The organism is Sphingobacterium chuzhouense, from assembly GCF_014692525.1.
Classification (GTDB): Bacteria; Bacteroidota; Bacteroidia; order Sphingobacteriales; family Sphingobacteriaceae; genus Sphingobacterium; species Sphingobacterium chuzhouense.
Genome location: NZ_JACNYL010000004.1, coordinates 319,365 through 344,204, shown reverse-complemented (window position 1 = coordinate 344,204; position 24,840 = coordinate 319,365). Strand labels below are relative to the sequence as shown.

Below are 24,840 nucleotides of genomic sequence, written 5' to 3'. Positions count from 1 at the left end.
GGAATCCCGTCCGACTTGCATGTATTAGGCCTGCCGCTAGCGTTCATCCTGAGCCAGGATCAAACTCTCCATTGTAAAAATGAAAAATGACCCCGGTCATCTTCTTCTGTGACCGGATCGTCAGTATGATTGTACTGTACGGCCCGGACCGGAAAAATTGTAATTCTTTACAGCTTCCCCCCTAAGGGGTACCGCTGCGCTACATGATCATCTCTTTAAAGAACTTCTCTCGCCCCCGCTTCGCGCTTCGGCCCTATCATCTTGCCACCGAAGTGGCCGGACTGTACTTCTTTTGTTTCGCCCCCGTTTCCGAAGGGACTGCAAAGGTAGGAAAGTTTTTCTAAAAAACAAAAAAAAATTATTTTTTTTTCTCCCCCTTTTGCCCCCGGCCGGCAGATCCCTGCCCGCCGTATGGCGCAACCTCCCTCGCGGAGTGGTGCAAAGGTAGAAACTTTATCCGTACGCTCCAAGACCCGCAACACTTTTGCCAAAAAAAAACCGCAAGACGCTGGAAACGTGATCGATATTTTTTCTCTAAAGAAGCGGAGCGGAGTAGTGTGAAGCCCAAAAGGAGATTAAAGTTTATAGAATAGCAACGATGGATTGTTTAAATCGCGTACGAACAGGCTTTCCATTTTTGAGTGCAGGCATCCATTTTGGTGATTTTTTCATCACACGTAAAGCTTCTTCGACAAACTCTGGACTTATTTTATTTCTATTTACAATTTCAATATCACAAACAATTCCATCCTCACATACGGTAAATTCCATTATAGCTGTTTGTTTAAGACCGTAGTCCACATATGTTGTACTGTCTATCGAACTTACAATATCACGAATATCAAGGTTCTCCCGCACAAAACGATTCCAGCCCGTGACCCCTCCATTAAATTGCGCATACCTATCCACATCATAGACAATAAGAGAATCTTTGGGCGCTTGCGCAGACAATGTTCCAAATACACCGCTTAACAGGAAAGCAAACAACCAATACCTCATAACTCCTCCTTCTTTCTTTGTTTACTTAAAATTACATAAAATTTATGCCTTCGCCAAATCTACAATTTTTGGAAGATTTCCCTCATTATCAAAGAGAAATGACATAGGTTTCTCCGGATTCTTGATAATTTCAAAAAGCGTATAACCCCATGGTTTCCAAAAATTTTCTAGCACTTGCCCGTATGTTTTGACCTGCCAATTATCAAAAATTGGCTTCAATGTCCAATCATTTAATGGCATGGGCTCTATATAGACCTTTTCAGGGGTCTCCATATAGGTATATTCCGGAAGACGATTAAACAAATAAGCGGAATAAAAATACCGAGCACAAATTTCTTCGAATTGTATAGGATGTAAAATATGCTCTTTTACATGGTTCAAAATGTCTTCGTGATAAATAGCATTCGTGCCGTTATCCTGTAAAGTGGCGATAACAGCAAAATCCTTCATACGTAAAGAAAAAATCAACGTATTGATTTCATCGCGGTATAAAAAGGTCTCCGGTGCGCTATCAACAGGGAACACCTGTATATTAAATGGATTAACGTGTTCGAATTCCATAGGCACAACAAGCGATTGCAACATAAAGTGTAGATTCCGGAATTTATGCACCAACGCTTGAGAAAAATTCATCTCTTCTCCACTAAGTACCGCTTGTCGAATTCCCGCCTGTATCTCGTTGAAAACAACGCCATACAAAATTTTTCCAATCCACTGAAACAATACACGTTCATTGAGCCCCTTCACTTCGTCATAACCTACTTTCATGGCTTTTTCCACTTCGTCTTCTACCTGTTCAAAAGATTGAGCAACCTGTATAGAACAAGGTAGTTTTAGCGACTTATAGGTCACGATATTTTCATCCAACATTTTGAACGGTTTTTCTTCCAGGTCAAACGCTCGCATCATCCAAACAGGAAATACCTGAACTTGCTCCTCCGGTGACCGAAGCATTTCTCCCGTCAAAAAACATGTTTGATTATCGAATTTGAATGAAATGAATGGATTATAAAGTCTTGATGCCATAACGAAAACAAAGGTAGGGTTTTGAAGTTTGTTTTTTGTCTTTTTTATATATATTTCCTCTATAAAATAGCCCTTGATGGCAGAGGAGAGCGAAACAAATCCATTCTATATTATGCGCAATTAAATTGCATATTATAATGAATTTATTTAGGTTTGCGCCGAATGCTAATCAAATGCACAAATTAAACTCTGCATGAAAAAACTTTTCAGCCTGCTTTATTTCCAAGTAATTATAGCTATTCTTATCGGTGTGGCGTTAGGCCATTTTTACCCTGGACTGGGCATTGCATTAAAACCATTTGGTGATGGGTTTCTCAAGTTAATCAAGATGATCATCGCGCCACTGATTTTCTGTAGCATTGTGCTGGGTATTGCCGGCATGGAGGATATCAAAAAAGTAGGGAAATTGGGTGTCAAATCTATGGTTTATTTCCAACTGACAACCTTTGGCGCAATGTTTATTGCGATGGCGGTTGTAAACCTTGCCAATCCAGGAGGGGGTATGAACATAGACGTAGCCAAATTGGACACCTCTGAAGTCAGTACCTATATCGAGGAAGGCGAAAAACAGAAAGGCGTCGTACAATTTCTACTCGATATCATCCCCAACAACGTCATTGGCTCTCTTTCTGAAGGGAATATATTACAAGTCCTTTTCTTTGCCATCTTGTTAGGCTTCGCTTTCGCCAAAATGGGAGAACGTGCCGAGCCCGTTAAGCGCGTAATGCAATCTTTTCTTGACGGAATTTTCCTCGTGATTAAAATGATTATGAAAGTGGCACCAATAGGTGCAATGGGCGCTATCGGATTTACCGTGGGGCAATACGGTGTAGGCATTCTAAAATCGTTAGGTTTAATGATGTTATGGTTTTATGTAGCTTGCCTAATTTACATCTTTATTTTTTTAGGTATTTTATTGTGGCGTTATAAAATTAGTATATGGCGTGTATTAGTATATATTAAAGAAGAGCTGTTGATTGTACTAGGTACATCGTCATCGGAATCTGTTCTGCCTGCCATCATGGAAAAACTAGAGCGAGCTGGTTGTAGCAAACCACTCGTACGACTTGTCATTCCCACTGGCTATTCTTTCAACTTAGATGGAACTGCTATTTATCTAACGATGGCAGCGATTTTTTTATCTCAAGCCATTGGTCAACCCATGAGCTGGAATGAACAATTATTTCTTCTTTTTATACTGACCTTCACCTCTAATGGGGCAGCCGGTGTCACAGGGAGCGGTTTTGTTATCTTAGCCGCCACCTTACCTATCGTGGGACATATCCCTGTAGAATCCATTGCCATCGTATTCGGAATAGATCGTTTTATGAGCGAAGCTCGTGCGCTGACCAACATCATCGGAAATACTTCTGCTGCATTTATTATGGCCAAATGGGAAAAAGAAATCGATACAGATATGTTGAATGAAGCACTAGGGAAACGTAAATTGTGATTCATCACGCATCGTCTAGACTGACTTTAAAATCTTTAAAAACGAGTGCCGCATCAATAGATTGACCATCTTTGTTTTTCACCCCTTTCAATATAGAGGTCTTCCCCTTTTCCAGTAGACTTTTCATTTCTCTTTCCTCTAGAAACACCCCATTTAATGTACGCCAAATCTTAAAATCACAACCTCTGGCGTAATGGTCACATTGTGCTACCTTATCAAACAAAAGCATATTCCCTGAGACGCATTTCGGGCACTTTATTTTTCCCTTTTGCTGCGGCTTTATTTCCTCCTGTTGTATAGCCACGCGCAATTGAAGCAGCTCTTTCGTGATTTTCACGGTATAATCCTTGATATGCTTCATAAAAACAGCATAAGACACTTTATTGGCACGCATTTCTTCGAGTTTCTGCTCCCACTTTCCAGTCAATGTAACTTTCGCTATCGAACGATCTTTGATTAGCTGATAAACTGCAATTCCTTTTTCTGTAGGTATGAGTTTCTTTTTCTCACGCTTGATATACTCCCGTTGAAAAAGTGTTTCTATAGTTGCTGCCCGGGTAGCCGGTGTACCGAGACCGCAATCCTTCATAGCCTGCCGCATTTCGTCATCCTCTATTTCTTTACCAGAAGTTTCCATCGCTTTCAAGAGTGATGCTTCTGTATGTATAGGTTTTGCTTTGGTAAAACGCTCCGCTAATTCCAACGACAAAATCTCAAGCGATTCTTCCGCTGCTAACTTCGGCAACTGCGCATTTTCATTATCTTGATCATCTATATTCTTGTCATCATCGGGTAAATCAACCTGCTCAGCAGATAGACGCCAGCCATATTGTTTAATAACCGTTCCTTTCGCTATCAACTCTATCCCTTTCGCGTCGATCGTGACGGTTGTAATATCTTTCAAGCACACATCCGAGAAACTCTCTACCATACGCTTTGCAATCATATTATAAATATGCTGTTGTTCTTTGCGCAATGGCCCGGGTTTTTCCTCCGTCACCAACAAAGCGTGGTGGTCTGTCACTTTCTTATCATCAACCGATCTTTTATTTAATTTCGCGCCGATTAGGTTACGGCTTATCGCTGCAATTTCTTCGTCCGCGGTATGGGCAAGATGCTGAAAAAGTTCCGCTATATTTTCAAAAACATCTTCCCCGATATAACGAGATCCTGTACGCGGATATGTAATCACTTTATTCTCATACAACGTCTGCGCAATACTCAATGTCTGATCAGCCGAATATCCATATTTTTTATTGGCATCCTGCTGCAGCGATGTCAAATCAAATAGCAAAGGCGGCTGTTCTTTCGTTTCCTTAGCCTCTACTTTAATTACTTTAGCCTCCGTTCCCACAGCGAGGTTTCCTATAGCCGTTTCTGCCTCCTCCTTTTTATCTATTTTAGTAGAGGTTGCCTTAAACCTGATATTATCTTTTTCGAAACCTGCCTGTATTTTGTAGAAAGCTTGCGGCTTAAAATTCTTGTTCTCCATATATCGGGAACAAATCATCGCTAAAGTGGGTGTTTGTACCCGCCCTAAAGATAAGAGCCCCCTGTTTCCCGCTGCCAATGTCAATGCTTGTGTGGCGTTTATCCCAATCAACCAATCCGATTCCGCGCGTGATTTAGCAGACATATAAAGACTATCGTATTCCGTTCCGTCTTTCAGATTAGCAAACCCTTCTTTTATGGCCCTATCTGTCTGGGAAGAAATCCAAAGTCTTTTAAATGGTACTTCTGCTTGGAGATAATAGTATATATTCCGAAAAATCAACTCTCCCTCACGCCCGGCGTCCGTTGCCACGATAATCTCCTCCGCCTGCGCAATTAATTCCTTAATCGTATTCAATTGCTTACTCGCCCCAGCATCATCTATCTGCTTCCCATCCCTTTTTATTTTCTTTACTTCCAAACGAAATTCAGATGGTATAATCGGCAGATTAGACACTGTCCATGTAGGGTAACCGTACGCCTGTGGTGTACACAATTGTATCAGATGGCCAAAAGCATATGTAAAAGCATAACCATTACCTGTAATGTATCCATCTTTCACTTCCTTTGCCCCCATCACACGAGCCAAATCCCTAGCTACAGATGGTTTTTCCGCTATAACAACTTTCATCAAACTATACCGTTAAATTTATTTCAACGAGGGGATCGATATACCTTTTATTTTCCGATATAAGTCCACCGCATAAATATCTGTCATTCCTGATACGTAGTCCAGTACCGTTCGAATCTTGGCATATGTATCAGTTTGCGCAGTATGAAACTGCTCGGGGATCATCGCGACGATCTTTTTATCAAAGTGACCTTGATCTTCTTTTAAATAGGCAGGAATAAATTCTTCCAATAACGCATTCATTACCTTAAAACCTGCTATTTCAATCTGTACTACGGTGGGCGCATTGTAAATGCGAGCGACAGATATTTCCGATATCTTCTTCATTTGCATCACGATGCTATCATCCAATGCATCCATCAGTGGCTTCTCAAATGTACCGGCCAAAAATTTACCTTGATTCTTCGCAAATACCGTCGCACAGCCATGAATTAAAGTATTAATTGCTTTAGCACGTAAGAGTTCTACACGACTGCCTGTATCCGCTAGCCCATCGAGCCGGTTTCGCAAATCTTCTCCTCCGCAAAGGGGCAATAACAGCTCTTCTACTTCCGCATAAGAAAGTATTTTTAGATGATGGGCATCTTCCAAGTCTATAATATTATAGCATATATCATCAGCAGCTTCTACCAAGTATACCAATGGATGGCGTAGATAACCATCTGGGTTTGTTGGATCTGCTTTCAATCCCAACTCTCCAGCAATTTTTCTAAATGCGCCTGTTTCCGTATCAAAATAACCATATTTTTTACGATGATGGTTATTTTTCTTATGCCCGTCAATGGCAGAGCAAGGGTATTTGACGATAGACGCCAACGTTGCATAAGTCAAAGCAAATCCTTTCTCGTCTTTCCCGTTGAAAGCATGTGTTAGTATGCGCAACGCATTGGCATTACCTTCAAAGTGTGTTAAGTCAGCCCATTCTTCAGCACTGACAAGCTGTTTATATTCTTGTCCTTTACCCTCCGTAAAATAGGACGAAATGGCCGCCTCACCCGAGTGTCCAAAGGCAGGATTACCCAAATCGTGTGATAAACAAGCCGCAGAAACGATGTTGCCAACCTCTTGCAGAAACGGATATTCTTGATCGATATTTGGGTTTTCCTTTTTCATAATATTATAAAAAAGACGTCCCAACGATCGTCCCACGCTTGCTACCTCCAAACTATGAGTTAGTCTATTGTGTACAAAAACTGCTCCTGGCAAAGGGAAAACCTGTGTTTTATTTTGCAATCTTCTAAAAGGTGAAGAAAATATCAATCTATCATAATCCCGTTGAAATTCCGAACGCGCATCGATTTGGTCACTCACTTCGCGGTACTCATACCCCCAACGTTTCGCAGATAATAACTGTTTCCAATTCATGTAAAGTATACGTTTACGTTTGGTAACAAAGATAAGGTTTATTGAGTATATAGTTACTTTGTTTGAGCTTATCAAGCTTATTCCGTATATTTATGGCGTAAACCCTTATATATCATGATTATCTACTCACTGCCGGACTATCAAGATTTTGAATACAAAATTGACGGTAAAAAAACACATTTGTTCATCCTAAGAAATCGCATGGGGATGCAGGTAGCCTTTACAGATTATGGCGCACGCATTGTCAGTGTTTTAGTTCCAGATAAGACCGGAGATCTTCGGGACGTCGTATTGGGATTCAATTCGATCCATGAATATCTACAGGCTGACGAACAATATCATGGTGCAACCGTAGGGCGTTTTGCAAATCGCATTGCCAATGGATGCTTTCATTTAGACGGCAAAAAATATACATTACAGCAAAATAATGGCAGCAACTGCTTACACGGCGGACCTACAGGCCTCCATTCCAAAGTATGGGACCGACGCATATCCTTCAAAAAGAAAATAGACTTTTGCTATGTCTCACCAGATGGCGAAGAAGGGTTTCCTGGAAATTTAAAAGTCACCGTCTCTTATGAATTGACAGAAGACAATGAAATTGTTATAAAATACAAAGCGGAGACAGATAAAAAAACAGTCATCAATCTAACTAATCACGCCTATTTCAATTTAGATGGTGAAGGGCAAGGCGATGTGCTCAGCCACATCTTACATCTTCCCTCCGACCATTTTCTGCCGATTGATGAAAATCAGATACCATTGGATAGCGAAGTATCGGTAGATGGAACCGCATTTGATTTTCGCTCGCCAAAGAAAATATCACAAGATATCGATAAAGACGACGTGCAATTAAAACGCGGCAATGGCTATGACCATACATTCGTAAATCAAAAACCGATTTCAGAAGCAGCCGCATCTGCCTATTCGCCGAATTCAGGGATTCGCCTGGAAGTGTTCACCACGGAACCGGGAGTACATCTCTATACCGGTAATTTCCTATCGGAAGATATCGGCAAATCGGATCGTAAATATTCGTCGAGATCAGCGTTCTGCTTCGAAACACAGCATTACCCAGATAGCCCAAACCATCCCCAGTTTCCATCTGTCATATTGGAACCCGGACAAGTATTCGAATCGGAAACGATATATAAATTTTCCGTAAAAAAGCAGATAGTTTAATAATGGTGTTAGCTTACTTTACAAGTGAGTCTAAAGCTTTCTCCACTTTCTGAAAGCCGAACTCAGCTTTCACTTCATTAAACATCCGTGAAATTTCATCGTTGCAAAGGTTACCTATACTCCCCTCGTGGGTATGGTGTACTTCTTTTGAGGGCTGAAATGTTCCGTTATCAATATCTGATCCTATCTGGCGATAAGCCTCTCGAAATGGCACCCCCTGCAACACCGCATTGTTTACTACTTCTACACTAAACAAGTAATCATATTTAGGATCATCCAAAATATGCTCTTTTACCGAAATATGATCCAACATAAAAGCCGTAATTTCCAAACAGTCACTCAAGGATTGGAAGGCAGGGAAAAGATTTTCTTTCAATAATTGTAAATCCCGATGATAGCCCGACGGCAGGTTTGTCGTCATTAACGCGATTTCGTTTGGTAGCGCCTGAATCTTGTTACAGCGCGACCGTATCAATTCAAACACATCCGGATTTTTCTTATGTGGCATAATACTAGATCCCGTGGTCAAATGAGCTGGGAAAGATATAAAGCCAAAATTTTGATTGATGAACAGACATACGTCCATCGCAAACTTGGCTAACGTAGCCGCTATAGCACTCATTCCCTGCGCTAAAATACGTTCTGTTTTTCCTCGCCCCATTTGCGCATAGACTACATTATAGTTCAAATCATCGAAACCTAATAATTCAGTCGTCAATTTGCGGTTAAGCGGGAATGAAGAACCATATCCGGCAGCAGAACCCAATGGATTTTTATTACACACCTTCCATGCCGCTTTTAACACTTCCAAGTCATCCACCAGACTTTCAGCGTATGCTCCAAACCATAGGCCGAAAGATGAGGGCATCGCAATCTGTAAATGTGTATAACCAGGAATCAATACCTGTCTATATTGTTCACTCAATTGGATAAGTTTATGAAAGAGTATATCCGTTTGTTGTACCAAGTGTTGTATCTCAGAACGAAAATATAATTTGAGATCGACCAGAACCTGGTCATTGCGAGACCTTCCCGAGTGGATTTTCTTTCCAGCTTCTCCTACTCGTTGTGTGAGCAACATCTCTATTTGGGAATGTACATCTTCCACCGAATCCTCGATCACAAAATTTCCGGCTAAGATATCACGATAGATTTGCTTCAATTCTTTTTGAACGACATCCAGATCCTCATCACTCATCAAGTTTATACTATTTAACATTTGGGTGTGTGCCAACGATCCTAACACGTCCGCTGCCGCTAAATGTAAGTCCATTTCCCTGTCATTGCCTACGGTAAACGCTTCTACAAATGAATCCACATCAATATTCTTCTGCCAAATCTTCATTTAGTTTTTGTTTTTAATCAGAGCAACAACGGTATTTTTATTCTGTACAATAATCCCTTTTCTATTGAAGCCCCTTGTGGTTTTATTTACTAGTTTCTGTCACAAATTTATCGAATCTTCCCCAATAAACACAAGGACTATTTAGTACTTCCTAAAACAATAACTGTAGCAATTAAAAAGTGATCACTTACTTTTTTTTAAAAAATATCTTTGTGTGAATAATTTATATCCCTATGTTTGTAGGCGTAAAGGGGAAATGGAATAACAAAAATAAAGACAAGTGAGTTAATACTTACACTTTATTTTACCAAAGCTAACAAACTAAAATGTGATAGACGAAGGTCTTAAAGCTTGAAAAGAAATCCGGCTGACCACTTATAAACTAATTTTGTTCTGAAGCGTATCACGGAGAGGGTGATACGCTTTTTTTATAATATATTGGTATCTTTGTCATAGACACGTAGCTGTCTAAAGCTTATTGATTGTTTTTCTTCTTTCATCCTGAACATATTGAAGGATCTAAAACCATGTTTAAAGATGGTTATTCATTGTATCCGCAAGCTCAGTATAACAGAAAGAGTAAGCGTTAATTTTTTTTAGACAGTCTTATAAAAATTGAAGTAGATATGGGAACAGAGAGCAAAAGACAACAACGATTCGCCGGGGTCATTCAAGAAGATCTTGCGGCACTATTCCAACGAGATGGCAATTCTTGGGCGCCCGGAGCTTTTATAACAGTAACGAAAGTAAGGGTTACGCCGGATTTGGCGATTGCTCGTATATACTTAAGTTTCTTAAATACGAAAACAGCAAAGGAAGATTTGAAACAAATCCAAAGCAGAACAAGTGAGATACGTTATAAGTTGGGCATAAAAATCAAAAATCAAGCTCGAATCGTCCCGGAATTAGAATTTTTTCTGGACGACACGAATGAATACGTCGAACACATGGACAAATTATTTGAAAAAATAAGTAAAGAACCGAGACAACCGGATTAATGTACTGTTCATTTCACGTTCTTTATGCCCTATTCTTTAGATGGTCGTCTTATATTTCCTCATCCTTCTCTGGCGGATGATGATGGTTTGCTCGCCATTGGGGGAGATTTGAGTTCCGAACGATTATTATTGGCTTACCAGCATGGAATCTTCCCATGGTTTTCTGATGAAACACCTATCTTGTGGTATGCACCGCACGAACGCTTTGTACTCGATCCGAAGGAACTTAAGATAACAAGGAGTATGCAGCAGTTTATACGAAATTCACTTTTTCGGACTGCACATAACACTGCTTTTATGGAAGTCATTGACCGATGTGCCACCACGAAACGAAAAGATCAGCAAGGAACATGGATTACCGCGGACATGCAAGAAGCCTATATTCGTTTACATGAATTGGGCTACGCACATAGTGTAGAGACATACAACGAAAATGGGGTACTTGTGGGTGGGCTTTACGGCATACAGATTGGTGCGGTATTTTGTGGCGAGAGTATGTTTTCACACGCATCAAACGCATCTAAACTTGCCTTAATTAATCTCTGTCAAACATTTAATTTCGAACTAATTGATTGTCAAATATACAGTGAACACTTAGCTTCTTTGGGCGCAAAGTTTATTTCCGGCACGGCTTACTATCAACTGCTACAAAAACAAATAATTGAACCGTTTGCTATCCAATAATATATTTGGACAGCAAACCATAACGAAAAAATTAAATGAAATTTAAAATTGGAGATTTTGTTCGTTTTGTAGACGAACCAATCGAAGGACACATTACTTCCTTTCAGAACGACGATATTATAGGTGTAACGGATGATTCCGGTTTTGAGATCCCTGTACCCGCCAATAAAATTACATTGGTGCACGGCAATATGCACCGCGCTGACGATCTTGATACAGGAACAAAAGTAGTAGTTGCCAATACTCCTTTTATAGAACGCGGAATCTATATAGGTATTGCAGGAGAAGAAAAAGATGGTCTTGCCAAATTTTACTTTATTAACCATACTTCCTATGATATCTTGGTGGTCGCCAACGAAATTAACGGTACTAAACGCACAGGAGTATTTGCAGAGAAGATATTGGCTAGAGATTTCATCCAGTTTTATTCTGCAAATTTTTCGAACGCTGGCAAGTGGCCGAACTTCGAAATACAAATTCTCAGGTACAGTATGTTGCCACATAATGCAACATCCGCTCTGCGTAAGGAGTTTCGTGTAAAACCACTTGATCTCATCCGCTCTAAAGAAAACGATGATCTTTTAGAGACAAAAGTTTGGCGTTATGAATTGGACAAACCTGAAGAAAACATTGGGCTAGACAAATTAAAAGATCATTTTATTTCCCACCGCCCAAATCGGCGCTAAACAGACAAAAGGATTATCATTGGTCAGGAAAAACTTGTGACTTGCGTCACTTATCCCTGTCCAAATTTATGATTCTAATCACATCAATAAAACGAAAAATACACAAAACATTATATTTCAACCGTTTAACAAAAAATTAACGCTATTTAAAACCATTCTAAATTCACTGTATTGACAGATTTTTGACAGAAAACAATGGCTTTTACTCTACATTTGCAGGGATAAAATTATTGAGCAAGATCTAGGCCTTGAAGAATTTAAAAGTAATAGCATTTACCCACAAGCATGTCGAATTAAAAGACTTGGGGAATTTGGTCATCTGCAACGAAGAGTTAGAAGATCGCTTAGTGAACCTGAAAACCACGTTGGATATTCCTGAGATTTTCTATATCGCAACTTGTAACCGCGTGGAATTTGTGTTTTGTGGCGGACATGAGTTGAGCGATGAGTTTGTTGCTGATTTTATGCATCAAATGAATTTCTGCGTTCCTGCAGAACGTTTGCAATGCTATTTAGGGCAGGTTACACGCTATTCTGGCATGGATGCACTGAACCATCTTTTTCGTATGTCTTGCTCACTTGAAAGTTTGGTTGTTGGCGAAAAGGAAATCCTGGCACAAGTACGTCGTGCATACGAAAGATGCCGTACAGCCGGTTTCACAGGCGATTATTTACGTTTGGTTATGGATCGTTTGGTTAAAACGGCTAAAGAAGTATATACTTATACGAATATTTCCCGCAATCCAATCTCCGTTGTTTCATTAGCTTATCGCAAGCTTAAAGAGACCAAATTGCCGGCTAATCCCCGGATTTTAGTTATCGGTTCAGGAGAAACCAATCAAAACTTAGCTAAATATCTAAAAAAACATCAACACTCGAATTTTGTCATTTTCAATCGTACATTGAAAAATGCACAGAAATTAGCTCGGGAATTAAATGCGGAAGCCTATTCATTATCCGAATTGTCTCATTATAAAAAAGGATTTGATGTGATGATTGTATGCACAGGCTCGCCTGAGGCAATCATTGATATAAACCTTTATAATTCGCTCCTGAACGGAGAAACAGACAAAAAAGTGGTCGTTGATTTAGCCATTCCTAATGATATCGATGCTGAAGTAGTGGCACAGTTTCCTATACATTACATCGAAGTCAGTAGCTTACAGGCGATTGCAGAAAAAAACAAACAAGATCGTTATGCAGAGTTGGAAAATGCCGATGCTATCATCCAACAAAATATACAAGAGTTTTTACCAATCGTTAAGCAACGTCGTGTCGAAGTGGCTATGCGCGAAGTACCTGAAAAAATCAAAGAAATTCGATCCTTTGCCTTGAACGAAGTTTTTGCACAGGACCTTCAAAACCTCGATCCTCAAGCGCGTGAGGTATTAGAAAAAGTTATCAGCTACATGGAAAAAAAGTACATCAAAGTACCTATGGTGATGGCTAAAGAGATCTTGGTTAAAAATTCCCAAACAGAAATCAACTAATCGTCTTCCGTACAGAAAATATACCATAATTCTGACAAAGAGAGTCGGGATTGTATAGCTATTTGGTTATTTTTGTACGCATTAGCACACCATTTAAGCAGCAGTAGACAGTGAATAGAAAACTTATTATCGGAACCAGGGGTAGTCAACTGGCATTATGGCAGGCCGAGTTTATCAAAGCAAGGTTGGCTGAGATTGGCATAGAATCCGAATTGAAAATTATCAAAACCCAAGGAGATATCGTTCAACATTTACGGTTGGATAAACTCGAGGGAAAAGGATTTTTCACTAAAGAGCTAGAAGAAGAGTTATTTATGGGGCAAATAGATTTGGCTGTTCACTCTCATAAAGACCTACCGACCGTCAATCCTCCTGGTCTAATCATCGCGGCAGTATCTGAGCGGGAAGATCCATCGGAACTGATTATTGTCCACAAGGACTGTGTTGATATTAAAAAAAGGCTGTCTTTAAAACATAATGCATCTGTCGGCACCTCGTCCAATCGGCGTAAGGCTCAATTATTATCTTTACGTCCGGATCTAGAGTTTATCGATCTCCGAGGTAATCTGCAAACACGTATTCAGAAACTGCGTGATGAAAAATATGACGCTATCGTATTGGCAAAAGCCGGCATTGCCCGCATTGAAATGGATTTAACAGACTTCCATATTGAAGAAATACCGCCCATCGAGGTTATCCCTGCTCCTGCTCAAGGTGTGTTAGCCGTGCAGATTCGTGAAGTCGACAAAGAGCTGTTTGATCTTCTTCAGAAAATACATGATAAAAAAGTTGCGAACGTTATTGGAGTAGAACGAAAAGTACTGAATTTGTTCGACGCGGGCTGTCACGCTCCTTTAGGCTGTTTTTGTCGAGAAACCGAAGATGGTCAGTACGAAGCCTGGACCTCCATTGCCGAAGACAATGAAGATTTTCCAAATCGCTTATATACACGTGCTGAAAATACAGACGATATGCCTGATCGAATTTTCGCCAAATTCCAAAAAGAAAGAAAGCTGCCTAGCAGCGTTTTCATTACACGTGACTTAGACGAAAACTCCTACTTAGGTCGCTATTTGGCAAAGCACAACATTCAGGTTGATGCACGTTCTCTCATTAGAATATATCCAACTATCAATAAACTGGATTCTTTTATTTTAAAACGTGCGGATTGGATTTTCTTTAATAGCAAAAATGCTATTGAGCATTTCTTCAAATTAGACCCCTGGATTTTAAAAAAGACAAAACTCGCCGTACTCGGTAGAGGTTCTGAAGATGCATTACGCAAATATGGCCGCGTAGCCGACTTTTCGGGAGATAACTTAGGTATCAAGACGGAAGACATTGCGAAAGAATTTGCTAAACTTGTCGATGGCCAAACAGTCTTCATTCCTAGAGCAAAAGATTCTTTAATGTCTATCCAAAACGCGCTTACGTCAAATACGAAAGTTATTGATATGCCTTTCTATGAAACGGTGATACAAGAGCATGTGGATAAAACCAATGCCGAAGTGCTAATTTTCACAAGTCCCAGTAATGTAGAGGCGTATTTTCAAGAAAATCTAATCGACCCTGGTCAAAAAATTATTTGTATCGGGCATTCTACTGCGAAAGCGATAGACGCTATGGGGCTAAACTACACGCTTCCGTTCACACCCGATGAAATAGGACTGTCAGAAGCAATCTTTGGCCTGGACTATGAGTAGTAAATGACTGATGGTTAATAAAGATAATATTAAATACTAAATAACAAAGAATGTTGCATCGTCCAAGAAGAAATAGAAAATCTGCCGTTATCCGGGATATGATCCAAGAGCATCATCTAACACCCGCCAACCTTATTTTTCCACTGTTCGTTATAGAGGGGCAAAATCAGAAAACCGAGGTTTCTTCCATGCCCGGAATCTATCGGCATTCTATTGACAATCTGTTGCGCGAGGTAGAAAGCTGTATGAAGCTTGGGTTATATGCATTCGACCTTTTCCCCAATATTGAAGACTCATTTAAAGATAAATATGCTACTGTAAGCTATAAAAAAGACAATCTCTATTTGAGAGCTATCGAAGAAGTTAAGAAAAACTTTCCTGAAGCCTGTGTAGTAACGGATGTAGCCATGGATCCTTACAGCTCGGACGGACACGATGGAATTGTGGAAAATGGTATTATCCTAAACGATGAAACCTTAGATATATTAGGGAAGATGGCGCTTGCACATGCAGAAGCAGGTGCCGACATCATTGCTCCTTCGGATATGATGGACGGGCGCATTGGCTATATCCGCCGGGTGCTTGATGAAAGTGGATTTTCACATGTTTCACTGATGTCGTATACTGCAAAATATGCTTCGGCTTTTTATGGCCCTTTTCGGGATGCCCTTAATTCGGCACCAAAGGCAGGGGACAAAAAGACTTATCAAATGAATCCTGCAAATTCACGGGAAGCTCTTATTGAGGCGCAATTAGACGCAGAAGAAGGTGCGGACTTCCTGATGGTTAAACCCGGGCTTCCTTATTTGGATATCATCAAATTATTACACGATAATTTTGACTTACCTATCGCGGCCTACAATGTTTCGGGTGAGTATGCCATGCTGAAAGCCGCTACTCGCAATGGATGGTTGGACGAAGAGCGTGCTATCATGGAAACATTGATGAGTTTCCGTCGCGCTGGCGCAACTTCAATACTGACTTATCACGCAAAAGAGGTACTAGAAAAGAAATGGTTAGTTTAGTGTGTTCTTTTTCCCGTAAAAAGAACCAAAACCTCGTCGCTTCGGACATTTGAGAAGAATGTACCGTGCTAAGAATGGATTTCTACAAACCTCAAATCTCCGGATGCGACATTAAAATTTAAGGAGGGGATAGTACAAACCTTAAAACTTACAAAGTATACTATTCACAAATTAAGAATCACGAAATGACAAAACAACAAGATATTTCACGAAAAAAATCTGCGGAGCTTTTTGAGAAGGCAAAAAATTATTTCCCAGGAGGTGTAAACTCTCCGGTTCGGGCGTTTAAATCAGTATATGGTACTCCTCTCTTTATTGAACGAGGGGATAAGGCCCGGATATGGGATGCGGACGGCAACGAATTTATTGATTACTGTTGCTCATGGGGGCCTCTGATATTGGGGCACAACGATGATAAAGTACGAGAAGCCGTAGCACAGCAGTTAGACAAGGGACTAAGTTTTGGTGCACCTACCCGATTGGAAAACGAGCTAGCTGAATTGATTTTAACGAATAACCGTTATATTGAAAAAATTCGCTTTGTCAGTTCGGGAACAGAAGCAGTTATGTCCGCTATCCGTTTGGCTAGGGGAGCTACTAAAAGAGATAAGATTGTAAAATTCGAGGGCTGTTATCATGGTCACTCCGATTCGCTGTTGGTCAAAGCCGGCTCGGGATTAGTTACCTTTGGCGAAACATCATCTGCCGGTGTACCTAAAGCATTTGCCGATGAAACTATCGTCATCGCATTAAATGACAAACAAGCTTTGGAAGAGGTTTTCTCTTCATTTTCCAATCAGATCGCCGCTGTTATTATAGAAGGTATCCCCGCGAATAACGGACTATTGATCCAGGATAAGGATTATATCCATTTCTTGCGCCAAATTACACAGGAACATGGTACTTTACTCATTTTTGATGAAGTGATTACCGGATTTCGATTAGGATTTGAAGGAGCTGCACGTTACTATAATATACAACCCGATATTATTACATATGGAAAAATCATTGGTGGAGGTATGCCCGTAGGTGCGTATGGTGCCTCCAAGGAGCTCATGGCGCATATTTCGCCTGACGGAGGCGTGTACCAAGCGGGCACATTATCTGGGAATCCGGTGGCTATGTCCGCAGGAATTGCGGCCCTTCGAGTATTGGCAGAACCAGATTTTTACACCAGACAGGAACAGAAAACGCAGGGGTTTGTAGATGCAATACGCGCTTATATAGAGCGTAAAAACTATGCGGTTCAGATTTTCACGGTTGGCTCCATCTTTTGGTTTGCTTTTACAAACCAAAAAAGTATCAAACGAGCGGACGAAATTGATCCGCTTTCTATGGAAAAATATAAAGTCATGCACCGTTCACTGCTTAATCAAGGTATATACTTTGGCCCTTCCGGATACGAAGTTGGTTTTATTTCCAGCGCACATACACAGGATGATCTTGAACAAACTATAGAAGCCATTAAGATAGCGTTGGACACGACTTTTGAATGAAAAACTTTTTTACTTTATATTTGTTAGATAACAGAAGTAGTAAATCATAAAAATAATTAAATAAAAAGGTATGAAAATGACCAATTTGAAAACTGCCCTAGCATTTGTTGCTGCATCAGCGACACTTGTGGCATGTAACCCAACTACAAAGAATACAGATGGCGAACTTCGGGATACAACAGCTTTGGCTGACTCCGTTGGCGGCATTGGCGTAAATCCTTTAGCACACTCTAAAGAATTTCCGGGAGCGACTTTAGAAATCGCATCGATTACCGCTGAAAAAGTGGGTACAGATTCCGCAAAAGTCACTGTTAAATATAATGTCAGCAATTTTGAACTGACCGCACAAACGGAACATGACCACCACATGGCAAACTCACATGATGGACAGCATATTCATTTTATTTTGGACAATGCACCGTACGAAGCTTTATATAAGCCAGAATATAGCGTAACTGTGCCGCTTAACTCAGAGCACTATTTGATGTCTTTCCTATCTCGCTCCTATCATGAGGCAATCAAAACAAAAGATGCTTCTAAGTTAGTGAAGTTTAAAGTCACGGCAGATGCTAAAATTGAAGAGTTGCCTGATCCAGGACAAATGGCATTATTCTATAGCCGTCCAAAAGGTGAATATAAAGGAGAAGATACAAAGACACTATTGTTAGATTTCTTTGTTGTCAACGGTTCGTTAAGTGCTAACGGGAATAAAGTTAAAGCAGACATCAATGGACAGGAGTTTTTGCTAGATCAATGGGTTCCTTACGAGATATTAAATCTGCCAATGGGCGAAAATACGGTTAAGCTGACGCTTGTTGACAAAGATGGAAACGCTGTAACTGGTGATAATGTTTCCGTAGAAAGAAAAATTACACTTTCTGCGGAATAAGAATTAAAATCAATAAAAAAGTAAAGGCAGACTACACATCTGCCTTTACTTTTTTATTTGTATACCGAAAAATCGACAGCGCTCCGAGGCCGACGATAATACCAATTGATAAGGTAATCCACAATGCCTTATGATCTGCAATAAGCGCCAACACAATAAAGATTAATGATGTAATAGCCATTGTACGCGCTAAGACTTTTAATCCGTAACGGTTTTGTTCTTCACTACTCTGTTCCTCTTCCTCCTCTTCCTCCAGTTGGCTTGCGATACGTTGTTGTTGCTTATAATGTATGTAATCACGAGCAATTTCCTTCCGGCTCCTTGCCCATAACTCATATCCGGCCAACAATGCAAAAGGAATTATAGCACCGGCTAACATCTCTTCTGCCCTACTTAATGAAATGCCGGTCAACAGCGGATGTAAAAATTTAAAGTATACATTGATTGCCAATCCTAAAATAGTACACCAAAGAATAGAACGCCCCGTATGGTACTTGGAGAATAATGCCCATATCGGTGGACCATACAGCGAACAGCCCGTTACTGCGCCTACACTCAATACAATCTCTACGATACCGCCTGCTGATGGAACCATTAGAGCTACCAAAATTGTTATAATGCCAAATACGATAACGGCGGTCTTCGCAACAAACATCAACTGTTTCGGTTTGGTCTGCGGACGGACAGATTTGTACAAATCGTTCGTAAATACCGCAGCCGCAAGGTTTAGCGTCGTGTTCACCGAACTTGCCGTAGCGAATACCATACCACCCAACATGAGTCCGATAAGCCCCTTCGGGAGCACTTCCTTACACATCATTAAGTATGCCCCTTCATTCTCTAATCCAGATAACTCGGGATTGACAATTCTGTAAATCATCGGAGGCAACATCCAGATAAAGGGGCTAATAAGATAAAGACCGGCAAATAAGTATCCCACTTTACTGACCGATTTCGGGCTATCCACCGTTGTATAACGTTGTACGTAAGCCCAGTTTCCGCCGATGAATATCCCATTATAAATAGCAAATGCTAATAGGAAAAGCCAAGAATATTCCTCGTTCACGATGTGGAAAAAGTCCGGAGGTGCATTTGTAAACAATTCTCCCACACCACCTATGCGGTCAAAGGCCAATGGAACAACAATAATAACCGCAGCCGTCAGTACAATAAATTGAACAACATCCGTTATCATGACGCCCCAAAGTCCGCCCACAACAGTATACAAGATGATAAGAATCCCCAGTACCAGAATACAAGCCTCAATCGAGAAACCAGTGGAAACATTGATGATTTTTGCTACTGGATAAAGGAAAGCACCCGTATACATCAAAGAAATGAGCAAGATCAAGTAGCTGTAGAATTTCTGCACACTAATGCCCAGCCGGCGGGATACAAACTCCGCCGCTGTCAGCGCACGGGATTTCTGCCAGGCAGGTGCAATAAACATACCGACCGCGAGACCTCCCAGACACATAGTCATTTGAATAGCAATCGCTACAAAACCATGTTGATAAGCAATGGATCCCCACACAACGAATGTACCGGCCGAGAAAAAGCTCATAAACAGGGACAAGCCACTGATTCGCCAAGGAACTGCTCCACCCGCCGCAAAATACGACTTCATGGAACTACCCGTTTTTCCGAAAGACAGACCTGCTGCTATGACAACGCCTGTAAACAGCAGCATAATAATATAATCTAAAATATCCATCTTTCTCTTAACTATAACAACGAACAGAAAATAAGGAAGCCGGGACATTGTCCGAAGGACGCTCCAGCACGATGGTCAATGCGCTTGCTATAATAGGCTGATCTAATACAATTCGATTCATACTTTGATAATTACCCTCTTTTTCAAAAACAATATGTCCTTTGTCATCCACTATTTTATAATTCCGTACACAGAATGGCATCACATCTTCGGGATGCCCCATCAGCACACTTTCCATAGGATGGTCGTAATCCGTGTCGAAAAATAAGTCTATATAACGGATTTTCTGTGGTGCTTCCCAGTTTATTTTTAATTGAGGTGTTGTATCTTCCAGCGAAGCCACCCATGCGTTAGGTGCAGTTGTCGGGCGATATACACCCGTCTTGATCTGCTCGACCCCAAATGGCCGTAAGGCCGGTTCTACCAGTAATGCCAAGTTGTGCCCATCCGGTCTACGTTGTGGACACCAGAACTCAAACGCTTCCATACCGATATCTTCCGGCGGCGTTTGTTTTCCAAAATTGGATACCGCTTTATTGATGAGGTTGAACGCCGTAAGTACGCCGGTAATGCGCGTATTTGTACGATACAATGATACCGCAGCATTTTCAAGAAAAGTCACAAATGCATAAGCGCGCTCCGGCATCGCAGCCGAAAAAGATAGCTTGACTGTTCTTCGACCTTTCTCCAGTGGAATAGATTTCGTTTCCAATGTCACATCCGGTGTATAATTTCCTGTTCGGCTGCTTACCCGCAGCTCCACCTGCAATTCCGTGTCCTCGCTTGCATCAACCTCTACTGTAATATCCGGCACTTTCCCTGCTTCCAACGGCAGCATCTGTGCCACTGCCGTCTCTATCGGCAGGGCAAAGTCTGCGGTCAATTTCCCCAGTTCAAAACTGCTCGAAGCACTAAGCTTCGCCTGTTGTATAAGGTCTTCTTCATCTTGTAATGAAAATTTGGGAATATGTTGCCCGGCTTTAAGCAGTTCGTGTTGCAGGTCGGGTAAAAAGCCTTCTGTCAAAATATCGCGAGGATTGAGGTACTGTTGCTCGTGACTCGTAACTCGTAACTCGTGATTATCTTCGATGAGCCCTTCGGGGTTCGTGTTTCGTGATTCGTAATTCGTAATCCGTGACTCATGATGTTCAACTTCCGCCAATTCCCCTACTTCCACTCCTTTTTCTTTAGCGATATAGGCCGCCATACCGATCACCTGCCCGATGTGTGCCGCCGTAGCCATGACACGTGTAGATGCAAAAGCAACGTGCGTGGCACTGATAAGCCGACCTCCCAAGAATAGATTGTTAATGTTCTTACTGTAAAGGCAACGGTAAGGAATCTGGTAAACACCTTTGGCGTGCCATTGATTACAGCCCGGTTTCTCGCTGAAAACACCGTCGGCAGGATGCAGGTCGATCGACCATCCGCCGTAAGCCACCGCATCGTCATGCTCACGCTGCTCGACAATGTCCTGCTGACGCAGCATATAATCCCCCTCAAAACGGCGGCTCTCACGCTTGCCCGGGATCGTACCGACCCATTCCAACGTCATCGTCTCCGCTTCCGGAAAATTGCCCGAGTTCTTGACATAGTCCCACGCTCCATAGATCACTTTCCAAAGGTCCCATTTGATATTCTCCGTATCGTGGACAGTGTCCATCCGCCCTCCATGCTCCAGCCACCACAGCTGGCACCCGTGCTCCTTCGCATTGAACTTCCGAAATTTCGGAATCTCCCTGGCAACATCCAGGGCAAATCCGGGTGCTTTATATTTCACCGGACGTCCGGTATCTTTTGTATAGAAATACATGCTATGTCCCAGCAGTTCCCCGTATTCCTCGGTCGGTGCAAATTTCTCCCCGAATTCCTCTTTCCTCTCCGCACCCATCCGGAAGGCTGCCCCCGAAAGAAAGCCCACGATACCATCGCCGGAGGCATCACAGAACAACGGGGCATGGATAACATATTCCGTCGAGTTCTGGCTGCAGAACCCTGTTACCGAACCGATGGTATTGTCATCCGTCTTGTGAACTTCATACACCGCTGTATTTAACAGCAGCGTAATGTTCGGTTCAGCCTTTACCTTATCCAACAGGATAGCGTCGAATATCAAGGGGTTCCCCTCTTTGTTGATATAGGTGTTCTCCACCAATATTTCATCTATTACACCACCTTCACGGCTCCATCGGTTGTTGTTACCGAGATGGGAAGTCGCCCCTAATATCCATAAACGCACCTCACTGGAAGAGTTCCCTCCCAAAACCGGCCTATCCTGCACCAAGGTTACCTTGACGCCCTTACGTGCGGCTGTGATCGCCGTACATACACCGGAGAGTCCACCGCCAACGATGGCAAGTTCCGTGCGGTGTGTTTCTGTCTTTGGTAATCTCCCTGCTGCTACAAATCCTTCTTGTATCTTCATTTATCTGAATTATAATATGGTGATATAACTGTATGAACTAATAATATAAGTGAATTTTTGATGTTACCGGACGATGGTCGGAGGGTATCGGCCTTTTTAGCAAGGTATGCGAGCCATCTTCAAAGTCAATAATAATCCGGTAATCTGAGACGGTCATTCGATTCTTTGGATATCCGAAAATGTAATCAATACGTTTACTACAATTTGTATCATTTCTTCCAGAAGTCGCTTTACCCGTTGTAATCCGGTCATGTGTCCCGTAATAGGCATTCGTCTTTTGAGAACTCACATCATACGTATCAACAAAACCATTTTTTACCATGATCATAGGAGCTGTTTCGTTCTTACTGTCTGAAGTATGCGCCAACGCATTAAAATCTCCCAATATAAATACGGGTGCGCTATTCGCTTTCTTTGAAAGTTCTTTTGCTTTTTCTGCAATATTCAATGCTAACTTATTTCGTATCATTTCTTTATTTCCACTATAACTCGATGGTGCATGTAAGTTGATAACCAATAACTCCTTTTTAGTTGTTTTTTCTTTCAACCGTACATACGTCACATATCGGGTTGTGGAATATCCTTTGATGTCTTTGTCTAGTACTTCTATGTCGTCATTAAATTCTAACAAATCGTATTTTGTTGGTTTCCAAAATATAGCTCTAGGTGAAATATCTCTATGTGAGATATGACCCGTATAATGATTTTCCAACAATTCCGTTAGTGCCAACACTTGATCTTTCACCATTCCTTCCTGAATCCCCAAGATATCTGGAAAATTATTATCTTGTAAAATAGTAGCCTTCATCGATTCCTTTCGCTCTTCCCATGGATTGTTAGGGAATACATGATCATATTGCGCGCTTAAAATATTATAGGTACCAACAGTTGTCGTGAAAAGCGCTGTTTGACAGTGCGCTATACCAGACCACGCTGACCATTCTCCTTTTAATTGTACCCGTGCCTGCACATAATAGCGTGTATTGGCTTTCAGATCCGTAATCTCTATTTCGGTTGTGACTACCTTTTGATGAACCGCATTTTGCATCAGACTATCCGCACTATATCGAATTTCATATTTATTGGCATACCGCACATTTTCCAACTCTATATGCATCGCATGGGTATAGCCTATTAGGGAGATCTTGATGGGGTCTATTTTATTTGCTATAGCATCAGGGATATATATTAAATTCAGTCCTATCCATAACAGCAATAACAGTTTACTCCTATTTTTTTTCTTTATCCAACACATAATAAATCAATTTTTCATATATGTATCCGACGATTAATCCAACAGCAACTCTGGATAATCGGTTATGATGCCGTCTACCCCCATAGCTTTCAATTCTTCAATCTCTTTTTTCGTATTGGGCGTCCAGACAACAACTTTCATTCCCATCTTTTGACATTTTTCTACATCTTCCCGTGTTATATATTTGAAATTAGGGCTATATATATCGGGCTGGAAACCAAGCACGTCCAAATCTTCTTCCACTGTAAAGTCTTTTCTCCTTGCACCTACCAAATAGGAAGTTCTAATGTTTGGATATTTTTCTCTTAGGACGCGTAGCGTACGTACATCCGCCGACTGCACTATCACGTAGGGCGTAATATCTTTTTTTTCAACAACTTCCATCAGTAACTTCACAAATTCTTCGGGAATAGGATTATATCGATGATCACCCTCCTCAGAAGATTTAGTTTCTATATTATAAAAAACTTGCTTCCTGCCTTCTTTCTTAATAAAATGTTGTACAGAATCAATAACATCTTCCAATAGTGGAATAGAGACTTCTATTTTACGCTGCTCTGGAAAAAGATGATGGGCTTTTGATCCCACATCAAATTTTTTTATCTCCTCATAATTCATCTGCATAAAAACATATTCTTTCTTTTCTTCTTCTGTGAGTACCTCTCCAGTTGGTTTAGTTGTAATCCATGGATTTAGGTAGTCGTCATGGCTTAAGATCAATTTTCTATCAGCAGTTACTTTCACATCCATCTCGAGTGTTGTTATTTCGTCCAGAGATAAGCTATAAAGCATTGAAGGAATAGTATTTTCCGGCATCACTCCCCTGCCTCCGCGATGGCTCTCTGCATCAAAGGCTGGAAATTCTGCAGGTTCCATTGACTTTTGATTATTCAGTATGGAACAAGACATCAAAAGTCCGTCTATTGAAAGGACCAGAAAAAACGCCAATATCAATCTCTTGTTATTTTTTATTTTATTCATGT

General features: G+C 41.1%; 19 protein-coding genes and 1 rRNA gene. 10 read left to right on the top strand and 10 right to left on the bottom strand.

The window, feature by feature from the left end; all coding sequences use genetic code 11:
• The 3 genes from H8B21_RS17755 to H8B21_RS17745 all read right to left on the bottom strand — a co-directional run.
• Positions 1-75 (bottom strand): 16S ribosomal RNA (locus tag H8B21_RS17755); the annotation flags it as partial.
• A 507-nt stretch (positions 76-582) separates the two neighbouring features.
• On the bottom strand, positions 583-999 hold the full coding sequence (locus H8B21_RS17750) for an energy transducer TonB (RefSeq protein ID WP_190315188.1): 417 nt from the start codon (positions 997-999) through the stop codon (positions 583-585).
• A 42-nt stretch (positions 1,000-1,041) separates the two neighbouring features.
• Entirely contained in the window at positions 1,042-2,025 is a 984-nt protein-coding gene (locus H8B21_RS17745; protein ID WP_190315187.1) for a hypothetical protein, read from the bottom strand.
• A 193-nt stretch (positions 2,026-2,218) separates the two neighbouring features.
• Between H8B21_RS17745 and dctA the strand changes: the two genes are divergently transcribed.
• On the top strand, positions 2,219-3,478 hold the full coding sequence (dctA, locus tag H8B21_RS17740) for a C4-dicarboxylate transporter DctA (protein WP_190315186.1): 1,260 nt from the start codon (positions 2,219-2,221) through the stop codon (positions 3,476-3,478).
• Between the two features lie 4 nt (positions 3,479-3,482).
• On the opposite strand, the gene H8B21_RS17735 is transcribed toward dctA, so the two are convergent.
• The gene (locus tag H8B21_RS17735; RefSeq protein ID WP_190315185.1) at positions 3,483-5,600 is read right to left on the bottom strand and encodes a type IA DNA topoisomerase; all 2,118 of its coding nucleotides are present in this window, start codon (positions 5,598-5,600) and stop codon (positions 3,483-3,485) included.
• A gap of 18 nt (positions 5,601-5,618) precedes the next feature.
• Positions 5,619-6,965 carry a deoxyguanosinetriphosphate triphosphohydrolase gene (locus H8B21_RS17730; RefSeq protein ID WP_190315184.1) on the bottom strand — a complete coding sequence of 449 codons (1,347 nt, stop codon included), beginning with the start codon at positions 6,963-6,965 and terminating at the stop codon, positions 5,619-5,621.
• A gap of 114 nt (positions 6,966-7,079) precedes the next feature.
• Here H8B21_RS17730 and H8B21_RS17725 point away from each other — a divergent pair, with 114 nt between their 5' ends.
• Positions 7,080-8,147 (top strand): aldose epimerase family protein, encoded by a 1,068-nt coding sequence (locus H8B21_RS17725; protein WP_190315183.1) that lies wholly within the window; start codon positions 7,080-7,082, stop codon positions 8,145-8,147.
• Between the two features lie 13 nt (positions 8,148-8,160).
• Here the strand turns inward: H8B21_RS17725 and argH are convergent, their stop codons facing one another.
• The gene (argH, locus tag H8B21_RS17720) at positions 8,161-9,492 is read right to left on the bottom strand and encodes an argininosuccinate lyase (protein ID WP_190315182.1); all 1,332 of its coding nucleotides are present in this window, start codon (positions 9,490-9,492) and stop codon (positions 8,161-8,163) included.
• A 626-nt stretch (positions 9,493-10,118) separates the two neighbouring features.
• Between argH and rbfA the strand changes: the two genes are divergently transcribed.
• The 8 genes from rbfA to H8B21_RS17680 all read left to right on the top strand — a co-directional run bounded on the left by rbfA (position 10,119) and on the right by H8B21_RS17680 (position 18,463).
• A complete protein-coding gene (rbfA, locus tag H8B21_RS17715; RefSeq protein WP_190315181.1) occupies positions 10,119-10,490 on the top strand; it encodes a 30S ribosome-binding factor RbfA in 372 nt (123 codons plus the stop codon).
• Between the two features lie 24 nt (positions 10,491-10,514).
• Complete coding sequence (gene aat, locus H8B21_RS17710; RefSeq protein ID WP_190315180.1) at positions 10,515-11,174, top strand: leucyl/phenylalanyl-tRNA--protein transferase; 660 nt, start codon at positions 10,515-10,517, stop codon at positions 11,172-11,174.
• Positions 11,175-11,209: 35 nt separating this feature from the next.
• Positions 11,210-11,860 (top strand): hypothetical protein, encoded by a 651-nt coding sequence (locus H8B21_RS17705; RefSeq protein WP_190315179.1) that lies wholly within the window; start codon positions 11,210-11,212, stop codon positions 11,858-11,860.
• Between the two features lie 248 nt (positions 11,861-12,108).
• Positions 12,109-13,350 (top strand): glutamyl-tRNA reductase, encoded by a 1,242-nt coding sequence (gene hemA / locus H8B21_RS17700; protein WP_190315178.1) that lies wholly within the window; start codon positions 12,109-12,111, stop codon positions 13,348-13,350.
• Between the two features lie 110 nt (positions 13,351-13,460).
• The gene (gene hemC, locus H8B21_RS17695) at positions 13,461-15,053 is read left to right on the top strand and encodes a hydroxymethylbilane synthase (RefSeq protein WP_190315177.1); all 1,593 of its coding nucleotides are present in this window, start codon (positions 13,461-13,463) and stop codon (positions 15,051-15,053) included.
• A gap of 50 nt (positions 15,054-15,103) precedes the next feature.
• Positions 15,104-16,078 carry a porphobilinogen synthase gene (gene hemB, locus H8B21_RS17690; protein ID WP_190315176.1) on the top strand — a complete coding sequence of 325 codons (975 nt, stop codon included), beginning with the start codon at positions 15,104-15,106 and terminating at the stop codon, positions 16,076-16,078.
• 185 nt (positions 16,079-16,263) lie between these two features.
• The gene (hemL, locus tag H8B21_RS17685; RefSeq protein ID WP_190315175.1) at positions 16,264-17,574 is read left to right on the top strand and encodes a glutamate-1-semialdehyde 2,1-aminomutase; all 1,311 of its coding nucleotides are present in this window, start codon (positions 16,264-16,266) and stop codon (positions 17,572-17,574) included.
• 70 nt (positions 17,575-17,644) lie between these two features.
• Positions 17,645-18,463, top strand: a complete 819-nt coding sequence (locus H8B21_RS17680; RefSeq protein ID WP_190315174.1) for a hypothetical protein — start codon at positions 17,645-17,647, stop codon at positions 18,461-18,463.
• A 31-nt stretch (positions 18,464-18,494) separates the two neighbouring features.
• Here the strand turns inward: H8B21_RS17680 and H8B21_RS17675 are convergent, their stop codons facing one another.
• Genes H8B21_RS17675 through H8B21_RS17660 form a run of 4 tightly spaced genes read right to left on the bottom strand, consistent with a single transcriptional unit; the run spans position 18,495 to position 24,838 of the window.
• Complete coding sequence (locus tag H8B21_RS17675; protein ID WP_190315173.1) at positions 18,495-20,177, bottom strand: sodium:solute symporter family protein; 1,683 nt, start codon at positions 20,175-20,177, stop codon at positions 18,495-18,497.
• Positions 20,178-20,184: 7 nt separating this feature from the next.
• Positions 20,185-22,602 (bottom strand): FAD-dependent oxidoreductase, encoded by a 2,418-nt coding sequence (locus tag H8B21_RS17670; RefSeq protein ID WP_190315172.1) that lies wholly within the window; start codon positions 22,600-22,602, stop codon positions 20,185-20,187.
• Positions 22,603-22,639: 37 nt separating this feature from the next.
• Complete coding sequence (locus H8B21_RS17665) at positions 22,640-23,857, bottom strand: endonuclease/exonuclease/phosphatase family protein (protein ID WP_190315171.1); 1,218 nt, start codon at positions 23,855-23,857, stop codon at positions 22,640-22,642.
• Between the two features lie 33 nt (positions 23,858-23,890).
• Entirely contained in the window at positions 23,891-24,838 is a 948-nt protein-coding gene (locus H8B21_RS17660; protein WP_223815117.1) for a glycerophosphodiester phosphodiesterase family protein, read from the bottom strand.
• Positions 24,839-24,840 lie beyond the last annotated feature (2 nt).

Excerpts from the sequence above, each read along its gene's own strand:
- H8B21_RS17750 (WP_190315188.1), bottom strand. The coding sequence starts at position 999 with ATGAGGTATTGGTTGTTTGCTTTCCTGTTAAGCGGTGTATTTGGAACA.
- H8B21_RS17745 (WP_190315187.1), bottom strand. The coding sequence starts at position 2,025 with ATGGCATCAAGACTTTATAATCCATTCATTTCATTCAAATTCGATAAT.
- dctA (WP_190315186.1), top strand. The coding sequence starts at position 2,219 with ATGAAAAAACTTTTCAGCCTGCTTTATTTCCAAGTAATTATAGCTATT.
- H8B21_RS17735 (WP_190315185.1), bottom strand. The coding sequence starts at position 5,600 with ATGAAAGTTGTTATAGCGGAAAAACCATCTGTAGCTAGGGATTTGGCT.
- H8B21_RS17730 (WP_190315184.1), bottom strand. The coding sequence starts at position 6,965 with ATGAATTGGAAACAGTTATTATCTGCGAAACGTTGGGGGTATGAGTAC.
- H8B21_RS17725 (WP_190315183.1), top strand. The coding sequence starts at position 7,080 with ATGATTATCTACTCACTGCCGGACTATCAAGATTTTGAATACAAAATT.
- argH (WP_190315182.1), bottom strand. The coding sequence starts at position 9,492 with ATGAAGATTTGGCAGAAGAATATTGATGTGGATTCATTTGTAGAAGCG.
- rbfA (WP_190315181.1), top strand. The coding sequence starts at position 10,119 with ATGGGAACAGAGAGCAAAAGACAACAACGATTCGCCGGGGTCATTCAA.
- aat (WP_190315180.1), top strand. The coding sequence starts at position 10,515 with ATGCCCTATTCTTTAGATGGTCGTCTTATATTTCCTCATCCTTCTCTG.
- H8B21_RS17705 (WP_190315179.1), top strand. The coding sequence starts at position 11,210 with ATGAAATTTAAAATTGGAGATTTTGTTCGTTTTGTAGACGAACCAATC.
- hemB (WP_190315176.1), top strand. The coding sequence starts at position 15,104 with ATGTTGCATCGTCCAAGAAGAAATAGAAAATCTGCCGTTATCCGGGAT.
- hemL (WP_190315175.1), top strand. The coding sequence starts at position 16,264 with ATGACAAAACAACAAGATATTTCACGAAAAAAATCTGCGGAGCTTTTT.
- H8B21_RS17680 (WP_190315174.1), top strand. The coding sequence starts at position 17,645 with ATGAAAATGACCAATTTGAAAACTGCCCTAGCATTTGTTGCTGCATCA.
- H8B21_RS17675 (WP_190315173.1), bottom strand. The coding sequence starts at position 20,177 with ATGGATATTTTAGATTATATTATTATGCTGCTGTTTACAGGCGTTGTC.
- H8B21_RS17670 (WP_190315172.1), bottom strand. The coding sequence starts at position 22,602 with ATGAAGATACAAGAAGGATTTGTAGCAGCAGGGAGATTACCAAAGACA.
- H8B21_RS17665 (WP_190315171.1), bottom strand. The coding sequence starts at position 23,857 with ATGTGTTGGATAAAGAAAAAAAATAGGAGTAAACTGTTATTGCTGTTA.
- H8B21_RS17660 (WP_223815117.1), bottom strand. The coding sequence starts at position 24,838 with ATGAATAAAATAAAAAATAACAAGAGATTGATATTGGCGTTTTTTCTG.